The organism is Nonomuraea sp. NPDC049028 (genome assembly GCF_043197735.1).
Taxonomy (GTDB): Bacteria; Actinomycetota; Actinomycetes; order Streptosporangiales; family Streptosporangiaceae; genus Nonomuraea.
The window spans coordinates 332,567-349,487 of record NZ_JBICTR010000008.1; the positions used below are offsets into that span (position 1 = coordinate 332,567).

Sequence of the window (16,921 nt, forward strand, 5' to 3'; positions counted from 1 at the left end):
CGGGAAGGATTACACTGCTGCGTTGAATCCCTGACATAGGCCCCTGACCTGCGAATTTGATTGTCCTAATAGCTCTGGACAATGTTCGGATGACTTTACAGGGCAGATCGCTTGCCGGAGCCGGGCAGTGGCGGCCAGAGTGGCGCCGTTCCCAGTTCCGGGATTCGTTATCGGCGCCATTGACAGGCGTGCGGATATTCCGCTGAATCGCTGTGCGCGGTTGATCGGTGACTCCCGAGTCGGAAAGTGCAGAGGATTTCTTTGAAAGGAGATCCGATGATCGGACGAAAAGGGATTACAGGAGCGGCTCTCGTCGTCGGGCTGACGGCCGGGCTTATGGCGGGGTCGTCAGCGTCGGCGCAGACGGGGCAGGGCGTCACCGCCGTCTCGGACAGCTCGGCGGTCCTGGCAGCACCGGGCTGGTCGGCCAAGTCGTACCTGGGGATCAGCTACCACGACCGTTGCAAGGGCTGGCAACGGATAAAGACCCCGTACAGGAGCGGCGCTTACATCACGACCAGCAGGCAGGTCCACTGTGAGAAGGGCGAGTGGGGCCGCAGGGCCGTGGTCAAGACGAGCCTCCAGCAGTATCGCGGCCTCGGTTTCTGGCGGACAAAGGCCACCTCGGAGGTGAAGAAGGGAAGGGATGCCTTCACCGTGACGACGACACCTTCGTGGAAGTGCTCCGGCGGTAGCCAGCTCTACCGGAACCAGACCAAGGTGCATCTCTACTCCCTCCTGCGTGGCAGCGAAGTGGCCACCCTGTACAAGCGGTCGCAGGAGCGTCGGATCCGGTGTTGATCCCGGGCTGGGACGGGGACGTGGCTCGGCCGGACTTCGGCCCTTGGCGCTCGCGAGAGCGCCAAGGGCGTCTTCTTCCGAAGGAGTGAGCGGCGGATGGGATCGCCTGAGAGAAGGCATGTCCCGGCGTGGCGTGTGATCGTCGGCGGGATCGTGCCGACCGCCGTGGCTTTCGTGCTGTGGGCGACGGTCTCGGTGGCGGAGGAGAAACCGTACAAGGACGTCAAAAGGCAGTACATCGCCGCCGTAGACGCGGTGTGTGAGGCAGCGTCCCGACAGTCGGATCTCCGCGAGGAGCCACCCGCGAACCTGCGCGAGGAGGTGGACGAACTGCGCCGCGCGTCGGAGTCGATGACCAGCACCATCGCCGCGATAGAAGCGATCGCGCCGCCCGGTGGTGACGTCCCGCGGGTGCGGGAGAGGTTTTACGTGCCCGCCAGGGCGCTGGTCGCGAGCCTGCGCGAACTCAGCGGAAGCGCGGAGACGGCGATGCGCACGGGCAGGGAGGGCGAGGCGAAGAAGGCAGTGGAACAGTCCTTGGAACCGGACGAGAACGAGAAGGCGCTGCGATCCTTCGCGGCGGAGTACGGCTTCCGGGCGTGCGCGGGCGAATGACCACGGCCCCCGCGTAGACCGCAGAATTCCGGACTTATTTGGACAATTCAGGTAATCTCATTTGCTCTCAGGTGTCACAGGCCATGCCGGAGTCGTCGGCACGGCCGGATGACGGCGCCGGACAGGGCAGGTGAAGATGCCGGAATTACCAGGGACATCAGGCTCGCAGGGGGACGAGCCTGGCCCGCTGCGGACGGGCATGGGATCGCGGCCTGGGCGAAAGCCGGTCCGGCTGGACCCGGCCGCGAGCCCGGTGGCGGCCCTCGCGTATCGACTGTCGGAGCTCAAGGCGGAGGCGGGCGACCCGTCCTACGCGGAGATGTCGACCCGCATGGGCGCGGCGGCCTCGAAGTCCTCGCTGGCCGCCGCCGCCCGGGGGCAGGTACTCCCGACCTGGGAGACGACGTGGGAGTTCGTCCGGGTCCTCGCCGTCGACCGGCTGAAGCAGGACGCCGCGGAGGCCAGGCGCGAGTGGCGATCCCACTGGGAGCAGGCCGCGAGCGCCGCACGTAGCGAGACCATCGAGGACCGTACGGGTCATGACCAGACCTACGCTGGGCAGGCGGAGCACCTCGAACGCCGAGCCCGGCCTCTCCTTGCCAGAAGGCTGGCCATGATCGCGGCGGTCGCGACCGCCGGTGCCGCCCTCTTCATCTGGCTCGCCCCACTCTCCGGAAAGAACAAGCCCACCACGTCGGCCATCCCCACTCAGGCTGCCTCCTCCTACGACGATTCCGCCTTCGAGCAGGACGTCACCCATCCGGACGGCACGGTGGTGAAGACGGGGACGGAGTTCACGAAGATCTGGCGGATCAGGAACACCGGCACCATCCCATGGCGGGGACGCTTTCTCACCCGGCTGAATGACACCCCGTGCCGCGCCCCCAAACGGGTCGAGATCCGCGTGGTCCAGCCGGGCGAGCCCGTCGACATCGCGGTACGCGTCCGCGCATCGGACTCCCCCGGCAGATGCAAGATCTACTGGAAGATGACCGACGAGACCGGGACTCAGCTGCTGTCCGCCAAGAAGCCGATCTTCCTGGACGTGGTCGTCGGCTGATCCCCTCTCGAAGCAGGTCTTGGCCGGGTCGAGGGACCGGCCTGTCACATCCACCTCGGCACACCCACCGCGCGGGTTGGGGGTGGCTCGAACGCCCGCGGCTTTGCCCGGTAACTCCAGGTGATGACGGTGCTCAAGAGCGGGCGACGCGGTTGAGTACGTCGTGGATCAGGGCGACCACTCACACTGCGAAATCACCGGCACAAGCCCGCAGAAGTACGGCAGTGACAGCACCCGGATCGGTGAGCGGCACATCATGTGGCCCGTCCAGCGCGACGGTTCGATAGCCGACCGCCTCGGCGAACCTGTCGAAGGCGAAGGTCTGCGGCCGGCAGTAGGCCCCTGTCCCAGGGATCCGATCGACGGCCCCGGTCAGGCGCGTGCCTTCGGTGAAGGTACGCAGCGGCTGCGGACGCAACCGCTCCTGAAGCCACGCGGCGTCGGCCGGATCGGTGATGCCGAAGAGCGCCGGCGCGGGAGCGGGCACCTGCCAGCCATCGGCCGAAGCCTGAACGAACTTCACGAACCCTTCGGGAGCAAGGCTGAGCAGGCTGTCCCCGTTCGTCCCGGCCCAGCCTTCCACCATGATCACATGGTCAACGCGTTCGGGGCGGAGGTCGGCTGCCTGCCGTACCACCAAGCCCCCGTAACTGTGCCCAACCAGCACAACACCGCTGCCAGAGCGGACATCGATCTCTCGACGGCTCCTGGTCTCGGCTCCAGCCCTAGCCCCGGCCCTGGCTCCAGCCCCAGCCTCGGTCTCGACCCCGGCTCCGGCGCCCTTGATCTCGGCGCCCTTGGTGTCGGCGCCGATCTCGGCTTCGGCAGCGTCGATTGCGGCGACGACCTGTGCCACATGATCATGCAGACCCACGTCACGGCCGTACACGAGGTCAGGAACGACAGTGCGCGCTCCCGCGCGTTCGAGCAAGGGAACGACGCGATCCCACGCCCAGGGACCATGCCAAGCACCGGAAACCAGAACAAAGGTGGTCATGGACGGATCTCCGCGCGAAGCCGCGGCAGCACCCGGTCGGCGAACTCCTCCAAGGCCGCGCGATGGTCATCGACGGCGAACCGGATCACCACGTGCCGCACCCCGGCTGAGGCGTACGCGTTCAACCAATCGACCGCATCGGCAGCGGATCCGGCGAACGTGGCCTGAATGGACTCGATGAACTCGAGCGGCGCGTTGTAGTAGCGCTCAATACTGGTCCGCAGACGGCCTCGCGCCCGCTCAGGGTCATCATCGAGACAGACCGTCGCGTACAGCGCAGGCGTGATCACGCGCACTCCCTCACCCGCAGCAGGCCCCACCAGGGAGTCCGCGTCACCCAAGGCAGACCCCGCCAGAGGTTCCACCTCACCCACGGCAGGCTCCACCACAGCTGCCGCCTCGCCGGACGCAGGACCGCCCAGACGTGCCACCTCACCAGACCCACGACCGCCCAGACGTGCCACCTCCTGGACCACGCCCCATTCATGGGCGTACGTCTCACTTGTCGGTGGATACGGCAACCACCCATCGGCCAGTCGTCCCACGCGCCGCAGCGCTGCCGCGCCGCTTCCCGCCAGCCAGATCGGCGGCCCCCCGACCTGCGCGGGCTTGGGTTCCAGCACCACATCTTGGAAGTCGAAATGCGCGCCCTGGTACGACACCGCCCCGCCGCCGGCCCACAGGCGCCGCATCACGTCGATCGACTCTTCGGTACGGCTGACCCGGCGCTTGAACGCGATGCCGAGCGCGTCGAACTGTGCCTCGGTGTTCGGATGCGGGAATCCGGCGCCCATCCCGGCAATGAGGCGCCCGTCGGCGATCCGGTCCAGCGTGGCCAGTTGGTGGGCCAGCAGGATCGGATGACGCAAGGCGGGCAGGAGCACGGCCGTGCCGAGCGTCACCCGTTCCGTCGTGGCGGCCACCGCGGACAGGAGCATCAGCGGATCCGCGCGGTGCCGGGTCACCGGGCTGTCGCCGGCCCAGACGGAGTCGAAGCCGAGGCTCTCAGCCAGTCGCGCCTGCTCGACCAGCGCGGACGGCTCCCGATCTCCCAGAACGACCCAGTCACGTGTCGGCAGCAGATAGCCGACCTGAGGGCTTGTCATAGTTCCTCCAGCGAAGTGATCACGATCGGATCTTAAAGCATTGACTTCCTGTTTTTGAAGTCTACGATTCACTTTCAAGAAGACGATGGTAAGGACTCCGACATGACGAAACCGCTCTATACCGCGCAGGCACAGGTGACCGGTGGCCGGGTACACGGGCACGGCCGCTCCAGCGACGGGATGCTGGATGTGAACCTGCGCCAGCCGAAAGAACTGGGTGGCGATGGTGATGGGACGAACCCGGAGCAGCTGTTCGCGGTCGGCTATGCCGCCTGCTTCTCCGCTGTCCTGACGATGCTCGGGCAACGGCAGGGGTTGGAGGCTGGGGACGCGGCGGTGGACTCCAAGGTCATGCTGATCCCGAACGCCAACGGCACGTTCAAGCTCGGGGTCGAGTTGGACGTCACGCTGCCCTCGATCGAGGACCCGGCGCAGGCCGCCGGTCTGGTGCGCACCGCGCACCAGGTGTGCCCGTACTCCAACGCCACACGCGGCAACATCGACGTCGCCCTGTCAGTGAATGGCTCCACACTCTGAGGTGAACACGCAGCCACGAGTCCAACGTGCCAGCTCAACGCCAGGCTCGCCGAGCAACGACCTCTGAGCTGCCCTGGGTTGGGTGGAGGCTCTGGTGTGCCCTGGCTTGGGTGGAGGTGGATTTCTGGGTTCTTGTGCCACTTGATGAGTGGAAAGTGGCATGGGACGACGGGGCTACCCGCCGGAGTTCCGGCGCAAGGTGCTGGATTACTCGAAGCGGGCCGCACGGTTACCGAGTTGGCCCGCGACTTGGACATCAGCACCCAGACGATCTACACCTGGCGGGGGCCCATTGCCTGACACGGTCTCGCTTGACGCACGGCTCGATCTTGTGGCGGCTATCGATGTACCGTGTCGTCGACGCCGGGACGGGGTGAGCGGGATGCATGCGGAAGAACGTATCGAGCGGGCCAGGGTGGCATACGAACGCGCTGTCTACGCCGGCGAGACCGCTGGGCTGGCAGGAGCGGAGCGGGAGCTGGACAAGGTCGAGGCTGATCTTGCCTTGGCTCGGGGCCGGATCCTGCACGCGCGGTTTCTCGAAGACCGGCAGGAGGTCACGCATGAGTTGGCCTTGTTCGAGCGTGCGACGCAGCTGTATCGAATGCTCGGCGATCTACCCGGCCTGGCCGAGTCGCTGTTCTGGGTGGGCTGTTTTCATCAGGTCGTACGGGGTGACACCCGTACGGCCATCCCGCTGTTCGAGCAGTCGTACGAATTGGCGACGCAGGCCGGAGATCGGTTCACCCAGTCCGAGGTGCTTCGGCATCTTGGGATCGCGGAGCATTCTGCCGGTCGGTTGGAGGCCGCGCGGGAGCGGCTGGAGGAATCGATACGGCTGCGCCGTGAGATAGGGCTGTTGGCTGGAGTCGCGGCCAATCAGGTCGGGCTGATCTACATCGCTGCCGCGGAAAACCGCACTAGCGACGCGCTGGCGCTGGCGGAGGAGGCGTACGCCACCGCGGCGGACTGCGGCGCCGAACGCATCATGCGTCAGGTCGAGGAAGCGCGCACGCAGATCACGATGCCAGCCACCGATCAGGGCTAGATCCACGACCTGACAGGGTCCTGAGCCGCTCAACCTTCGATGACACAAGCTCGCGGCTCACCGCGGGCGGTGGTCGCCGCAGCCTGTGGGTGACCACAGGCCGTGAGCGGTGACCACAAGCCGTGAGCGGCCACCGCAGCCTGTGGGTGACCACACCCCGCGAGCGGTGACCACAGGCCGTGAGCGGTCACCGCAGCCTGTGGGTGCGGTGACCGCCGACCGGTTACCGGAGCCAGTGGGTCGGCCACGGCGGGATCCTAGTGGGACAGCTCCCAGCGAGCCCCGTGCGGCGTGTCCTCCACCGTGATCCCCGCCGCCGTCAGCTGGTCCCTGATCGCGTCAGCCGCCTCATAGTCCCTACGCGCCCGAGCAGCCTTACGCTGCTCCAGCGCCACGGCCACCAGCGCGTCGACCACCGGCTTGAGGTCGGACTTCGCCGAGCGCCACTGCGCCGAGCGCGGGTCGAGGCCCAGCACGTCGAGCATGTTCTGGGTCTCGGCCAGCAGGCGTGCCACCGCTTCCTTGTCGCCCCTGGCCAGCGCCACGTTGCCCTCGCGGACCACCTCGTGCACGACGGCGAGGGCCTGCGGGGTGCCCAGGTCGTCGTCGAGCGCGTCGCTGAACGCCTGCGGCAGTGGAGCGTCGGCATCGACGTCGTGGATCACTTCGGCGGCCCGGGTCACGAAGCCCTCGATGCGCTGGTAGGCGGCCGCGGCCTCCCGCAGCGCCTCCTCCGAGTAGTCGATCGACGAGCGGTAGTGCGGTGCGGCGAGGTAGTAGCGCAGCTCCACCGGGCGCACCTTCTGCACCATCTCCGGGATCAGCAGCGAGTTGCCGAGCGACTTGCTCATCTTCTCGGCGCCGATCTTGACCAGGCCGTTGTGCATCCAGTAGTGGGAGAAGTCGTCTCCGGCCGCCTGGGACTGGGCGAGCTCGTTTTCGTGGTGCGGGAAGATCAGGTCGAGCCCGCCACCGTGGATGTCGAACACCGGCCCGAGGTATTTGGTGGCCATCGCCGAGCACTCCAGGTGCCAGCCGGGACGGCCGAGGCCCCACGGGGTCGGCCAGGTCGGCTCGCCGGGCTTGGCGCCCTTCCAGAGGGCGAAGTCGCGCGGGTCGCGCTTGCACGACTCGTCGTCGGTGTCGGCCGCCGCACGCATGTTGGCCAGCTTCTGGTTGGACAGCGTGCCGTAGCGGTCCTCGTAGGAGACGACGTCGAAGTAGACGTCGCCGCCCGACGCGTAGGCGTGGCCGCGGTCGATGAGCCGCTGCATCAGGACGATCATCTCGGGCACGTGACCGGTCGCGCGGGGCTCGACGGTCGGGGGCAGGCAGCCGAGAGTGTCGTACGCCCAAGTGAAGGCGCGCTGGTTGCGCTCGGCGACCGTGAACCAGGGGACGTCCTCTTCGGCGGCCACCCGGATGATCTTGTCGTCGATGTCCGTGACGTTGCGGCAGAACGTCACGTCATATCCGGAACGCATGAGCCAGCGGCGCAGCACGTCGAAGTTGACGCCCGAGCGGATGTGCCCGACGTGCGGGGGAGCCTGCACGGTCGCCCCACACAGGTAGATCGACGCCCGGCCGGCTTCGACCGGAACGAATTCGCGGATGGCGCGTGCGCTGGTGTCGTAGATGTGCAGGCTCACGAAAGAAAGGCTAACGCCTAAGCCGACATCACAGGTCCTTTAATCACGCACGCATGATGACCTTCTCTGGGCTTATGCGGACAATTAGCCGCTCGACTCCTGGCTTGTCCTCCCAGGGCTTACCGGTGTACTTCAGCGAGAGCTCCTGGATGAGGTCGCCCGCGGGGTCCTCCTCCATGGTCACGCGACCACGGACCTCGGCGTAGCGGTAGGGGTTCGCCGGGTCGATGACGAGCAGGCTGGCCCGGGGGTCGCGCTCGAAGTTGCGCGGCTTGCGCCGCCCCTTGGCGGTGGAGAAGAGGACGTCGTCGCCGTCCGTACGCACCCACACGACTGTCGACTGAGGTCCGCCGTCGGGATTGATGCTGGTCACCGTCGCGTAATTGGGCCCGTCGAACAGCTCGCGCACGTCCCCTGAGAGCTCGGTCATGTATCTCCCTTGATCGGTCCTGCCCCCCATTCTTCTGTAGGCTCGAACCGCCATGGACGTGACTCCCCCTTCTACGCTCCGACGCCTGGGCATCGCCCTCGCCGGTCTCGCGGTGGCCGGCCTGACGGCAGTCGCCTGCGTGCTCTCCTTCGACGACCTGCGGGCGCTGGCCATCCGCGGCGAATCCCGACCCGACCTCGCCTTCCTCTATCCGGCTGGCTTCGACGCGCTCCTGGTCGTCGCGCTGATCGGCGTCCTCCTGCTGCGCTCGACCCGCCTGCTGGTACGCGCCCAGGCGGCGGTCGTGCTGGTCCTGCTCATCGTGGCCGCCGCCGCGTCGAACGCCGCGACGGCGCTCCAGGTCCAGCTCGACGTACGGCCTCTCGCGGTGGGGGTGGCGGTCGCCCCGTGGATCATGCTGGCGATCGCCCTCTGGCTGTGGTTGCTGCTCATCAAGCACGTCCAGGCCCGCAGGGCGTCCACAGACGACGATGACGACGGTACGGCGGAGCAGGACATCGTGCCCTTCCACCGAAACCGCCCCGCCGAGGACCCGCCGCCGCTGACCAAGCCGCTGCACCACCCCGTGCTGGAGACCACCCCGGTCATCGGTCCCACGCCCGCCCCGGAAACCCCGCCCATCTCCGCCCGCGTGACCCACTGGCCCGCCGCCCCCGCACAGGATGCGGACGCCGAACCGACAAATCTGCCGCTACGCAGCCCGGAACCGACCGCCGAGTGGCCCAACCAGCCGGAGAAGGCCCAAGAGCCGAAACCCAGGCTCGAGTGGGCCCACCGGTCAGAGCGCGACCCGGAGTCAGAGTCGGAGGCGGGCCTCCGTATCCACTCGGACGGACGGACGGAGCCAGGCGGACGTGGTGAACCCGGCGGACACGCCGAGCTAGATGTACGCGATGAGCCCGGCGGACGCACCGAGCGAGGTGCCAGCGCTGAGCCGGGCGTCCACACTGAGCCCGACGTACAACCCGAGCCCGACGTACAACCCGAGCCCGACGGACGCCCCGAGCCCGGCGGGCGCACTGAGTCCGGCGGACGTACCGAGTCCAGCGGACGTACCGCGCCGGGCGATCGGACCGAGCCGCAAGTCGCCGACACGCCCGAGCGGACGGCGAAGCTCCGCCGTGGCCTGCGCAAGCGTGCTCAGGAACCCGCCGACGAAGAGCCCCAAGACACGGCACCGGCCCTGCCTGTCCCGGAACCCGAGCCATCCCCAGAGCCCGAGCCAATCCCGGCTCCTGAGCCGGCTCCCAAGCCCGTGCCGACCTCTGAGCCCGTGCCGACCTCTGAGCCCGTGTCAGCCTCCGAGCCCGTGTCAGCCTCTGAGCCCGTGTCAGCCCCTGAGCCGAGCGCCGAGCCACAGCCGACCCCGGAGGCGGGCAACGAGCAGAAGCGTCCGGTGCGCTGGGGCGATCGGGTCAAGCCGACCGACGTCCTCGTCCACCCCCGCACCCCCGTCGTCACCGACCGGGACACCGACACCCAACCGGTCCGGGTCTTCAGCGACATCCCAGCCGCACCTCCCCGCGCCAGACCTGCCAAAGCCGCTGAAACCGCCGAAGCCGCCGAACAGGCCGAAGCGGGGCACAACCCCGACCCCGACCACGGCCCGGAAGTCGCCGACCCCGCCGAGTCCGCCACCGCCCGTACCCGCTCACTCCAGGACCGCGCCCTTGAGGACACCGCTCCTCACCCGGTCGTAGAAGACGACGCCCCCTCGGGCCGGCTCCGCAGCACCCCCCTCCCACCCGAGGACTGAGCGGGCCCAGCAGAAGTCCCGCCCAGCGCAGCAGAAGACCCGCCCGGTGTAAGTACCGGGCGGGTCTTCGCGTACCGTTCCGCGCCGAAGGGGGTTCGGCACAGTCGCGGAACTGCCTAAGCCATCGTCTAAACGCTCCTACCACTGCCCCGCCGCAGCCCTGCCACGAGCCCGACACCCACAATGGCCAGAACGACCTGCATGACGAGTTCGATCCAGTCGATGCCATTGGTGGTGGCGACGCCGAGCACCTGCGCGATGAGCGTGCCCACAAGGGCGGCGACGATACCGACGACGATGGTGAGGATCCACCCGATGGCCTGCCTGCCGGGAAGCAGCAGACGACCGAGGGCGCCGATCACGGCGCCGATCACGATGGCGCCAAGGATGGACTGGATTGTCATGACCAAACCTCCCAGTGAGGGTGAGCCGTTCACTCTCGAGGGAGATCAGTACCCGGCCACGCGCGAATATGCGTAGGTGCTGGGAAACGCCAGGTCAGATCGGCGTTCCTCCGGTTCGGCCGGTTTTTCCGGCGCTCACCCTGGCTACGATGAGGACCCCGATGACGGCCAGGGCGAGTTGGATGATGTGCTCCAGCCAGTCGATGCCCCGGGTGTCGGCCCAGCCGAACGCCTGAGCGATGAGCGTGCCGAGCAGAGCCGCCACGATGCCGACGATCAGCGTCAGGCCGATGGACATGTTCTGCTTACCGGGCACTATCAACCGGGCCAGTGCCCCGACAATGGCGCCGATGACGACTGCGGAAACAATCGCGCCGATCATGTGTAGCTCCCCCCGAAGACGTTCCACATGTCTTCAGAAGGACTTACCCGACATATCGGGAAAGTACCCTCGGGAAGGCGGCGATCCGTACCGCGCCAGTAACGGACCGCCGCCCCCGTTCGCTCGGCGGGCCGGAGGCAGCGCCCGCCGGGATACCCTCAACGGATCCCGTAAGAAGACGCCGCAGTGCCAGTAAAGGTTGACGAACCGCCTTGAACGACGAACAGAACTAAGAGACAACGAGTGCCGTCGCGATGGCCGCGACCCCTTCGCCCCGCCCGGTCAGCCCCAGCCCGTCCGTAGTGGTCGCGCTGAGGCTCACAGGCGCCCCCAGAGCGGCGCTGAGCGCCTTCTCGGCCTCCGTACGGCGCGGCGCGAGCTTGGGCCGGTTACCGATGATCTGGACCGCGACATTGCCGATCTCGAAGCCCGCGGAACGTACCTGGCGCGCGGTCTCCTCCAGCAGCGTGACACCCGAGGCGCCCGCCCAGCGCGGGTCGGCGGTGCCGAACAGGCCACCGAGATCGCCGAGCCCGGCGGCGGACAGCAGCGCGTCGCAAGCCGCGTGCGCGGCGGCATCGCCGTCGGAGTGGCCCGCGAGCCCGACCTCGCCCGGCCAGTGCAGGCCGGCGAGATGCAGGTCTCGCCCTGAAACGAACGGGTGGACGTCGACCCCGACGCCCACCCGTGGAAGCTTCGTGTTCAGGAGTTGAGAACCTCGTCGAGCAAGGCCTCCGCCTTGTCCTCATTGGTCTTCTCGGCGAGGGCCAGCTCACTCACCAAGATCTGACGGGCCTTGGCGAGCATGCGCTTCTCACCGGCGGACAGGCCGCGCTCGCGGTCCCTCCGCCACAGGTCCCGGACCACCTCGGCGACCTTGTTGACATCGCCGGACGCGAGCTTCTCCAGATTGGCCTTATAGCGCCGGGACCAGTTGGTCGGTTCCTCGGTGTGCGGCATCCGAAGAACATCGAAAACCCGCTCTAGGCCTTCCTGGCCGACAACATCGCGCACGCCGACGAGTTCTGCGTTTTCTGCTGGCACCTGGACGGTAAGGTCGCCCTTGTCGACCTTGAGCACCAGGTAGGTCTTTTCCTCACCCTTGATGGATCGCTTCGTGATTGCTTCGATCCGAGCAGCCCCATGGTGGGGGTAGACGACAGTGTCGCCGACCTGGAAAGTCATGTGACAAGTACCCCTTCCGCTGTACTCCAGAGTACCACGCATCCACAGGCTCCCGGAACAGTGAAATCATCATAACTGCAGGTCAAAGCGGCATATTGGGGGTTGACAAGGCGTCAACTCTATGAATCGCATATGCGCGCATAGCTAATGACCTGCAGGGGTGCGGATATGACCATGGATTCGGGTGGATATGGTGGGCGCTGCCCGACATGCATGCGCAAGACCCTAGGAGAACCCGCTCGTGACCCGCCGTCGCTGGATTGTCGCCGCTGCCGCGTTCCTGGCCGCCCCCGTGCTCGCCGGCTGTTCGGCTGGATTCGACGCAGACACCAACAAGCCGTACGCCCCCAATGAGGCCGGAGTCCTCTTCGATCAGGCCAAGAACTACGGCACGCATGGCATCCACATCCCCCAGGCGTTCATCCTCGGCCCCGACTCCGGCGCACAACTCGTCTACGGCGGCTCCGCCCCGGTCTACCTGAACATCCTCAACACCAACGGCGCCCCTGACACGCTCACGGCGGTCAACGCCGGCACCATGGCCACCGCGAAGGTGACCACGCCGATCCAGCTGCCGAGCAACCAGCTCGTCAACACCGGCAAGCCGAGCCCGCAGATCATGCTGGAGGGCATCTCCAAGGGCCTCAGGGGCGGCGAGAGCATCCGGCTGGACCTCCAGTTCGCCAACGCCGGGATCGTGTCCATGAACGTCCCTGTGGTCACGCGCAGCCGCGAGTTCAAGGACTACCCGCCGGCGCCCAACGCGACCGCCGCGCCGACGCCTACGCCCTCGGCCACCGCCGCGGCCGAAGGGGAGCACTGACCCCAAGAGAAAGCCCCGGTCCGGCACAAGAGGTACGTGCCGAACCGGGGCTTAACTCTGTCAGCTCTCCAGCGCGTCGAACTTGTAGCCCAGCCCGCGCACGGTCAGAATGCAGCGCGGGTTGGACGGGTCTGATTCGATCTTGGCGCGCAGCCGCTTGACGTGAACGTCGAGCGTCTTGGTGTCTCCCACATAGTCGGCGCCCCACACCCGGTCGATGAGCTGCCCCCGGGTGAGCACCCGCCCGGCGTTGCGCAGCAGCACCTCCAGGAGCTCGAACTCCTTCAGCGGCAGCTGCACCTGGTCACCGCGTACGGCCACCACGTGCCTGTCGACGTCCATGCGCACGGGACCCACCGCCAGCACCGCGGACTCCAGCTCCTCCACCGCGTCGCCCTGGCGGCGCAGTACGGCGCGGATGCGGGCGACGAGCTCGCGCGAGGAGAACGGCTTGGTGACGTAGTCGTCGGCGCCCAACTCCAGGCCCACGACCTTGTCGATCTCGCTGTCCTTGGCGGTCAGCATGATGACCGGCACCTTGGAGCGCTGCCGCAGCGAGCGGCATACCTCGGTGCCCGGCAGTCCGGGCAGCATCAGGTCGAGCAGCACCAGGTCGGCGCCGCTCCGGTCGAACGTGTCGAGCGCCTCCGGCCCGGTCGCCGCGACGGAGACCTCGAAGCCTTCTTTGCGGAGCATGTACGACAAGGCGTCGGAGAATGACTCTTCATCCTCGACCACGAGAACTCGGGTCATTTTGCGGCCTCCAGGGTGTTCGGGGGTGGTACGACCACCGCGGTGCCGCCGAATGCGGGCAGCCGCAGCGTGAATGTGGAGCCGGAGCCTTCCTTGCTCCAGACGGAGACCTCGCCGGCGTGCGCCGCGGCGACGTGCTTGACGATCGCGAGGCCGAGCCCGGTGCCGCCGGTCGCCCGGGACCTGGCCGCGTCGACGCGGAAGAAGCGTTCGAAGATGCGCTCCAGCGACTCTTCTGGAATGCCGATGCCCTGGTCGCTGACGCTGATCTCGACGGAGTCGCCGGCCGGTCTGACGCTGACGACGACCCGGGTGTGTTCGGGGCTGTAGGCGACGGCGTTGTCGATGAGGTTGCGCAGGGCGGTGACGAGCAGTTCGTCATCCCCCCAGATGCGCAGGCCCTCCGTGCCGCCGGTGACGAGCGTGATGTCCTTGGCGATGGCTCTGGTGTTGCAGTGGTCTATGGCGTCGTGGATGGATTCGTCGATCGAGACCTGGCCGGGGGTGGGGATGGGCTCGGCGCCCTGGATCCGGCTCAACGTGATCAGGTCCTGCACGAGGTAGTTGAGCCGGGCGGCCTCGTGCTGCATGCGCCCGGCGAACCTGGTGACGGCCTCGGGATCGTCCGCGGCGTCCTGGATGGTCTCGGCGAGCAGGCTCAGCGCGCCGACGGGGGTCTTGAGCTCGTGGCTGACGTTCGCCACGAAGTCGCGGCGGACGGCCTCGACCCTGCGCCGCTCGGTCTGGTCCTCGGCGAGCACCAGCACCTGGCCGTGCGAGCCGAGCGGGGCCACCCGGACCGCGAAGTTCGTGATCTCCTGGCCGAACTTGTGCCCCGCGACGTCGATCTCGCTCTCGCGGATCTCGCCGTCCCGGCGTACCTGCCGGGCCAGGGCGAGAAGCTCGGCGGCCATCAGCCGATCGCCCTTGACCAGCCCGAACGCGCGGGCGGCCGAGCTGGCCCGCAGCACGCGGTCGTGCGCGTCGAGCACGACGGCGGACGAGGGAAGCACGGCCAGCACCGAGGCGACACCCTGCGGCAAGGCGCCGGTCTCCTGGTCGCCGGCCGTCGCGGCCCTGTTCGAGGACTCGATCTGGTTGCGGTAGAACAGGACCGCCAGCGCTCCCACGACGAACCCCGCCAGGGCCGTCAAGCTCATGGCCATCTCACTCATGCTTTCGATGGTAGGTGGCCTTCTTCAAGTGACAGCCCTTCCACCTGGGGATGAACGGCTCTTTCCGGGAAAGTTCATCTCGCGGTAGGAGTTCGTTCATCAAGAGCGACGTACGGTGACGGCATGCGCGACGCGTACCATGAAGAACTCGATTCCCTGACTGACAAGCTGGTCGAGATGACCAGACTGGTCCGCTCGGCCATTTCCAGTGCCACCACGGCCCTGCTCGACTCCGACCTCCAGCTCGCGGAGAGCGTGATCTCCAGAGACGCGGAGGTGAACGCGACGTTCGAGCAGCTCGAGGCGTCCATCTTCGAGCTGATGGCCAGGCAGCAGCCGGTGGCCGTGGACCTTCGGATGGTCATCACGGCCCTGCGGATGGGCACGGACCTGGAGCGCATGGGCGACCTGGCGGTGCACGTGGCCAAGGTCGCGCGGCTGCGCCACCCCGAGACGGCCATCCCGGCGGAGGTACGGCCCACGATCGTGCAGATGGGCCAGATCGCCGAGACCCTGGTCACGAAGGCCGGCGGCTGCATCGCCTCGCACGACGTGGAGTCGGCGCTGGAGCTGGAGGCCGACGACGACGCCATGGACAAGCTGCACCGGCGGCTGTTCAGGAACATCCTGGCCAAGGACTGGCCGCACGGCGTGGAGCCGGCGATCGACATCACGCTGATCGGCCGCTACTACGAGCGCTACGCCGACCACGCGGTCAATGTGGCCGGTGACGTCGTCTACCTGGTGACGGGCTCCCGCCCGACACCGAGCTGACCTGAGCCGATGACGGCGGGGCGCACGGTGCGCCCCGCCGTCGGCGTTCAGCGGCCCTGGTTGGCGACCGCCTCGATCGCCGCCTTCGCGGCCTCCGGGTCGAGGTATTCGCCGCCGCGCTGGAGCGGCTTGAACTCGGCGTCCAGCTCGTAGCGCAGCGGAATGCCCGTGGGGATGTTGAGCCCGGCGATCTCCTCGTCGGGGATGCCGTCGAGGTGCTTGACCAGCGCCCGCAGCGAGTTGCCGTGCGCCGCCACCAGCACGGTGCGCCCGGCCGCGAGATCCGGGACGATCTCGTCGTACCAGTAGGGCAGCATGCGGTCGACGACGTCCTTGAGGCACTCGGTGCGCGGCATGAGCTCGGGCGGCAGCAGGGCGTAGCGCGGGTCACCCGCCTGGGAGTATTCGTCGCCGTCGGCGATCGGGGGCGGCGGGACGTCGAAGGAACGCCGCCAGAGCATGAACTGCTCGTCGCCGAACTCCTCACGGGTCTGCGCCTTGTTCTTGCCCTGGAGGGCGCCGTAATGGCGCTCGTTGAGCCGCCACGAGCGCTTGACGGGCAGCCAGAGCAGGTCGGCCTCGCCGAGGGAGAGCTGGGCCGTCTGGATGGCCCTGGTGAGCAGGCTGGTGTGCACCACATCGGGGCGGACCCCGGCCTCCACCAGGAGCCTGCCGCCCCGGCGGGCCTCGTCCTCGCCCTTGGCCGAGAGGCTCACGTCCACCCATCCGGTGAACAGGCCTTTCGCGTTCCAGTCACTCTCGCCGTGCCGTAGCAGCACCAAAGTCGCCATGCGGGCAATCCTATGGCGGGCGTCAGCCGCCGGTCCGCGCCGGACCACCCGGGAAGCCCTCGGTCCGCGCCGGACCCGGGAAGCCCTCGGTCCGCGCCGGACCGGTCAGGTGTCGGTCCGCGCCGGATCAGCGAAGCGGGCGAACGCCTGGAGGTTGGCCAGCGACTCACCCCGTTTGGCGCGCCAGGCCCACTCACGCCTGATCGACGAGGCGAAGCCGAGCTCCAGAGCCCGGTCGAACCAGTCGTCCGAATAGGTCAGCACGCAGCCGAGCAGCCGGTCGATCTCCTCTTCCGTGATCGCCGTGAGCGGCACCCGGCCGACGAGGTAGACGTCGCCGACGCTGTCGACGGAGAAGTGGACGCCGTACATGCCGCCGTTCTTGGCGAGCAGCCATTTGTAGAACTCGGTGTGGTTCTCGTCGGGCTGGCGGCAGAAGAACGCCTCGACGTGCAGCGCCTGATCGCCGATGATCAACCACGTCATCGTGGCGAGTTTGTGCTGCCCGGGCAGCTTCACCAGGAACGCCCCCGGCCGCGGCTCGTCAAAGGACACGTCCGCTGCCTTGAGCGCGCTTTCTACGACTTCGCGCATGTCGTACAGCCTACGGAACA

General features: G+C 67.7%; 21 protein-coding genes. 9 read left to right on the forward strand and 12 right to left on the reverse strand.

Annotated elements, in window-relative coordinates; all coding sequences use genetic code 11:
• Positions 1-276: 276 nt before the first annotated feature.
• From ACGFJ2_RS31985 to ACGFJ2_RS31995, 3 genes are all read left to right on the forward strand, one after another.
• Entirely contained in the window at positions 277-801 is a 525-nt protein-coding gene (locus tag ACGFJ2_RS31985) for a hypothetical protein (protein WP_393474585.1), read from the forward strand.
• Between the two features lie 96 nt (positions 802-897).
• A complete protein-coding gene (locus ACGFJ2_RS31990; RefSeq protein WP_393474588.1) occupies positions 898-1,416 on the forward strand; it encodes a hypothetical protein in 519 nt (172 codons plus the stop codon).
• A 199-nt stretch (positions 1,417-1,615) separates the two neighbouring features.
• Positions 1,616-2,476 carry an NBR1-Ig-like domain-containing protein gene (locus ACGFJ2_RS31995; RefSeq protein WP_393474591.1) on the forward strand — a complete coding sequence of 287 codons (861 nt, stop codon included), beginning with the start codon at positions 1,616-1,618 and terminating at the stop codon, positions 2,474-2,476.
• A gap of 181 nt (positions 2,477-2,657) precedes the next feature.
• Here ACGFJ2_RS31995 and ACGFJ2_RS32000 read toward each other — a convergent pair whose 3' ends face one another.
• Together ACGFJ2_RS32000 and ACGFJ2_RS32005 are read right to left on the reverse strand one after the other, a co-directional pair.
• On the reverse strand, positions 2,658-3,473 hold the full coding sequence (locus ACGFJ2_RS32000; RefSeq protein ID WP_393474594.1) for an alpha/beta fold hydrolase: 816 nt from the start codon (positions 3,471-3,473) through the stop codon (positions 2,658-2,660).
• On the reverse strand, positions 3,470-4,651 hold the full coding sequence (locus ACGFJ2_RS32005) for an LLM class flavin-dependent oxidoreductase (protein ID WP_393475085.1): 1,182 nt from the start codon (positions 4,649-4,651) through the stop codon (positions 3,470-3,472). The genes ACGFJ2_RS32000 and ACGFJ2_RS32005 overlap by 4 nt, the downstream gene beginning before the upstream one ends.
• A 30-nt stretch (positions 4,652-4,681) precedes the next feature.
• Between ACGFJ2_RS32005 and ACGFJ2_RS32010 the strand changes: the two genes are divergently transcribed.
• The 3 genes from ACGFJ2_RS32010 (at position 4,682) to ACGFJ2_RS32020 (ending at position 6,164) form a co-directional block, all read left to right on the forward strand.
• Complete coding sequence (locus ACGFJ2_RS32010) at positions 4,682-5,116, forward strand: organic hydroperoxide resistance protein (protein ID WP_357958042.1); 435 nt, start codon at positions 4,682-4,684, stop codon at positions 5,114-5,116.
• A gap of 144 nt (positions 5,117-5,260) precedes the next feature.
• Positions 5,261-5,416 carry a transposase gene (locus ACGFJ2_RS32015; RefSeq protein ID WP_358205344.1) on the forward strand — a complete coding sequence of 52 codons (156 nt, stop codon included), beginning with the start codon at positions 5,261-5,263 and terminating at the stop codon, positions 5,414-5,416.
• A gap of 82 nt (positions 5,417-5,498) precedes the next feature.
• Positions 5,499-6,164 (forward strand): tetratricopeptide repeat protein, encoded by a 666-nt coding sequence (locus ACGFJ2_RS32020; RefSeq protein WP_393474599.1) that lies wholly within the window; start codon positions 5,499-5,501, stop codon positions 6,162-6,164.
• A gap of 257 nt (positions 6,165-6,421) precedes the next feature.
• On the opposite strand, the gene cysS is transcribed toward ACGFJ2_RS32020, so the two are convergent.
• Positions 6,422-7,813: a cysteine--tRNA ligase gene (cysS, locus tag ACGFJ2_RS32025; protein WP_357958047.1), complete on the reverse strand. Its 1,392-nt coding sequence runs from the start codon at positions 7,811-7,813 to the stop codon at positions 6,422-6,424.
• A 43-nt stretch (positions 7,814-7,856) separates the two neighbouring features.
• The gene (locus ACGFJ2_RS32030; protein ID WP_357958049.1) at positions 7,857-8,243 is read right to left on the reverse strand and encodes a PPOX class F420-dependent oxidoreductase; all 387 of its coding nucleotides are present in this window, start codon (positions 8,241-8,243) and stop codon (positions 7,857-7,859) included.
• Between the two features lie 58 nt (positions 8,244-8,301).
• On the opposite strand from ACGFJ2_RS32030, the gene ACGFJ2_RS32035 reads away from it, so the two are divergent.
• Positions 8,302-10,020: a DUF2637 domain-containing protein gene (locus ACGFJ2_RS32035; protein WP_393474603.1), complete on the forward strand. Its 1,719-nt coding sequence runs from the start codon at positions 8,302-8,304 to the stop codon at positions 10,018-10,020.
• 128 nt (positions 10,021-10,148) lie between these two features.
• Here ACGFJ2_RS32035 and ACGFJ2_RS32040 read toward each other — a convergent pair whose 3' ends face one another.
• From ACGFJ2_RS32040 to ACGFJ2_RS32055, 4 genes are all read right to left on the reverse strand, one after another.
• Positions 10,149-10,424, reverse strand: a complete 276-nt coding sequence (locus ACGFJ2_RS32040) for a GlsB/YeaQ/YmgE family stress response membrane protein (RefSeq protein ID WP_225294225.1) — start codon at positions 10,422-10,424, stop codon at positions 10,149-10,151.
• A 94-nt stretch (positions 10,425-10,518) separates the two neighbouring features.
• A complete protein-coding gene (locus ACGFJ2_RS32045; RefSeq protein WP_357958053.1) occupies positions 10,519-10,806 on the reverse strand; it encodes a GlsB/YeaQ/YmgE family stress response membrane protein in 288 nt (95 codons plus the stop codon).
• A 229-nt stretch (positions 10,807-11,035) separates the two neighbouring features.
• Positions 11,036-11,491 (reverse strand): 2-C-methyl-D-erythritol 2,4-cyclodiphosphate synthase, encoded by a 456-nt coding sequence (gene ispF, locus ACGFJ2_RS32050; RefSeq protein ID WP_357958055.1) that lies wholly within the window; start codon positions 11,489-11,491, stop codon positions 11,036-11,038.
• A 17-nt stretch (positions 11,492-11,508) separates the two neighbouring features.
• Entirely contained in the window at positions 11,509-11,991 is a 483-nt protein-coding gene (locus tag ACGFJ2_RS32055) for a CarD family transcriptional regulator (RefSeq protein ID WP_043624891.1), read from the reverse strand.
• A 241-nt stretch (positions 11,992-12,232) separates the two neighbouring features.
• Here ACGFJ2_RS32055 and ACGFJ2_RS32060 point away from each other — a divergent pair, with 241 nt between their 5' ends.
• A complete protein-coding gene (locus tag ACGFJ2_RS32060) occupies positions 12,233-12,814 on the forward strand; it encodes a copper chaperone PCu(A)C (RefSeq protein ID WP_357958057.1) in 582 nt (193 codons plus the stop codon).
• Positions 12,815-12,874: 60 nt separating this feature from the next.
• Here ACGFJ2_RS32060 and ACGFJ2_RS32065 read toward each other — a convergent pair whose 3' ends face one another.
• Positions 12,875-13,567 carry a response regulator transcription factor gene (locus tag ACGFJ2_RS32065; protein WP_225294233.1) on the reverse strand — a complete coding sequence of 231 codons (693 nt, stop codon included), beginning with the start codon at positions 13,565-13,567 and terminating at the stop codon, positions 12,875-12,877.
• The gene (locus ACGFJ2_RS32070; RefSeq protein ID WP_364013273.1) at positions 13,564-14,733 is read right to left on the reverse strand and encodes an ATP-binding protein; all 1,170 of its coding nucleotides are present in this window, start codon (positions 14,731-14,733) and stop codon (positions 13,564-13,566) included. The genes ACGFJ2_RS32065 and ACGFJ2_RS32070 overlap by 4 nt, the downstream gene beginning before the upstream one ends.
• A 132-nt stretch (positions 14,734-14,865) precedes the next feature.
• On the opposite strand from ACGFJ2_RS32070, the gene phoU reads away from it, so the two are divergent.
• Positions 14,866-15,516: a phosphate signaling complex protein PhoU gene (phoU, locus tag ACGFJ2_RS32075; protein WP_357958061.1), complete on the forward strand. Its 651-nt coding sequence runs from the start codon at positions 14,866-14,868 to the stop codon at positions 15,514-15,516.
• Positions 15,517-15,563: 47 nt separating this feature from the next.
• Here phoU and ACGFJ2_RS32080 read toward each other — a convergent pair whose 3' ends face one another.
• Both ACGFJ2_RS32080 and ACGFJ2_RS32085 read right to left on the reverse strand, forming a co-directional pair.
• A complete protein-coding gene (locus ACGFJ2_RS32080) occupies positions 15,564-16,307 on the reverse strand; it encodes a phosphoglyceromutase (RefSeq protein WP_357958063.1) in 744 nt (247 codons plus the stop codon).
• 105 nt (positions 16,308-16,412) lie between these two features.
• Positions 16,413-16,901: a YbjN domain-containing protein gene (locus ACGFJ2_RS32085; protein ID WP_393474610.1), complete on the reverse strand. Its 489-nt coding sequence runs from the start codon at positions 16,899-16,901 to the stop codon at positions 16,413-16,415.
• Positions 16,902-16,921: the final 20 nt, after the last annotated feature.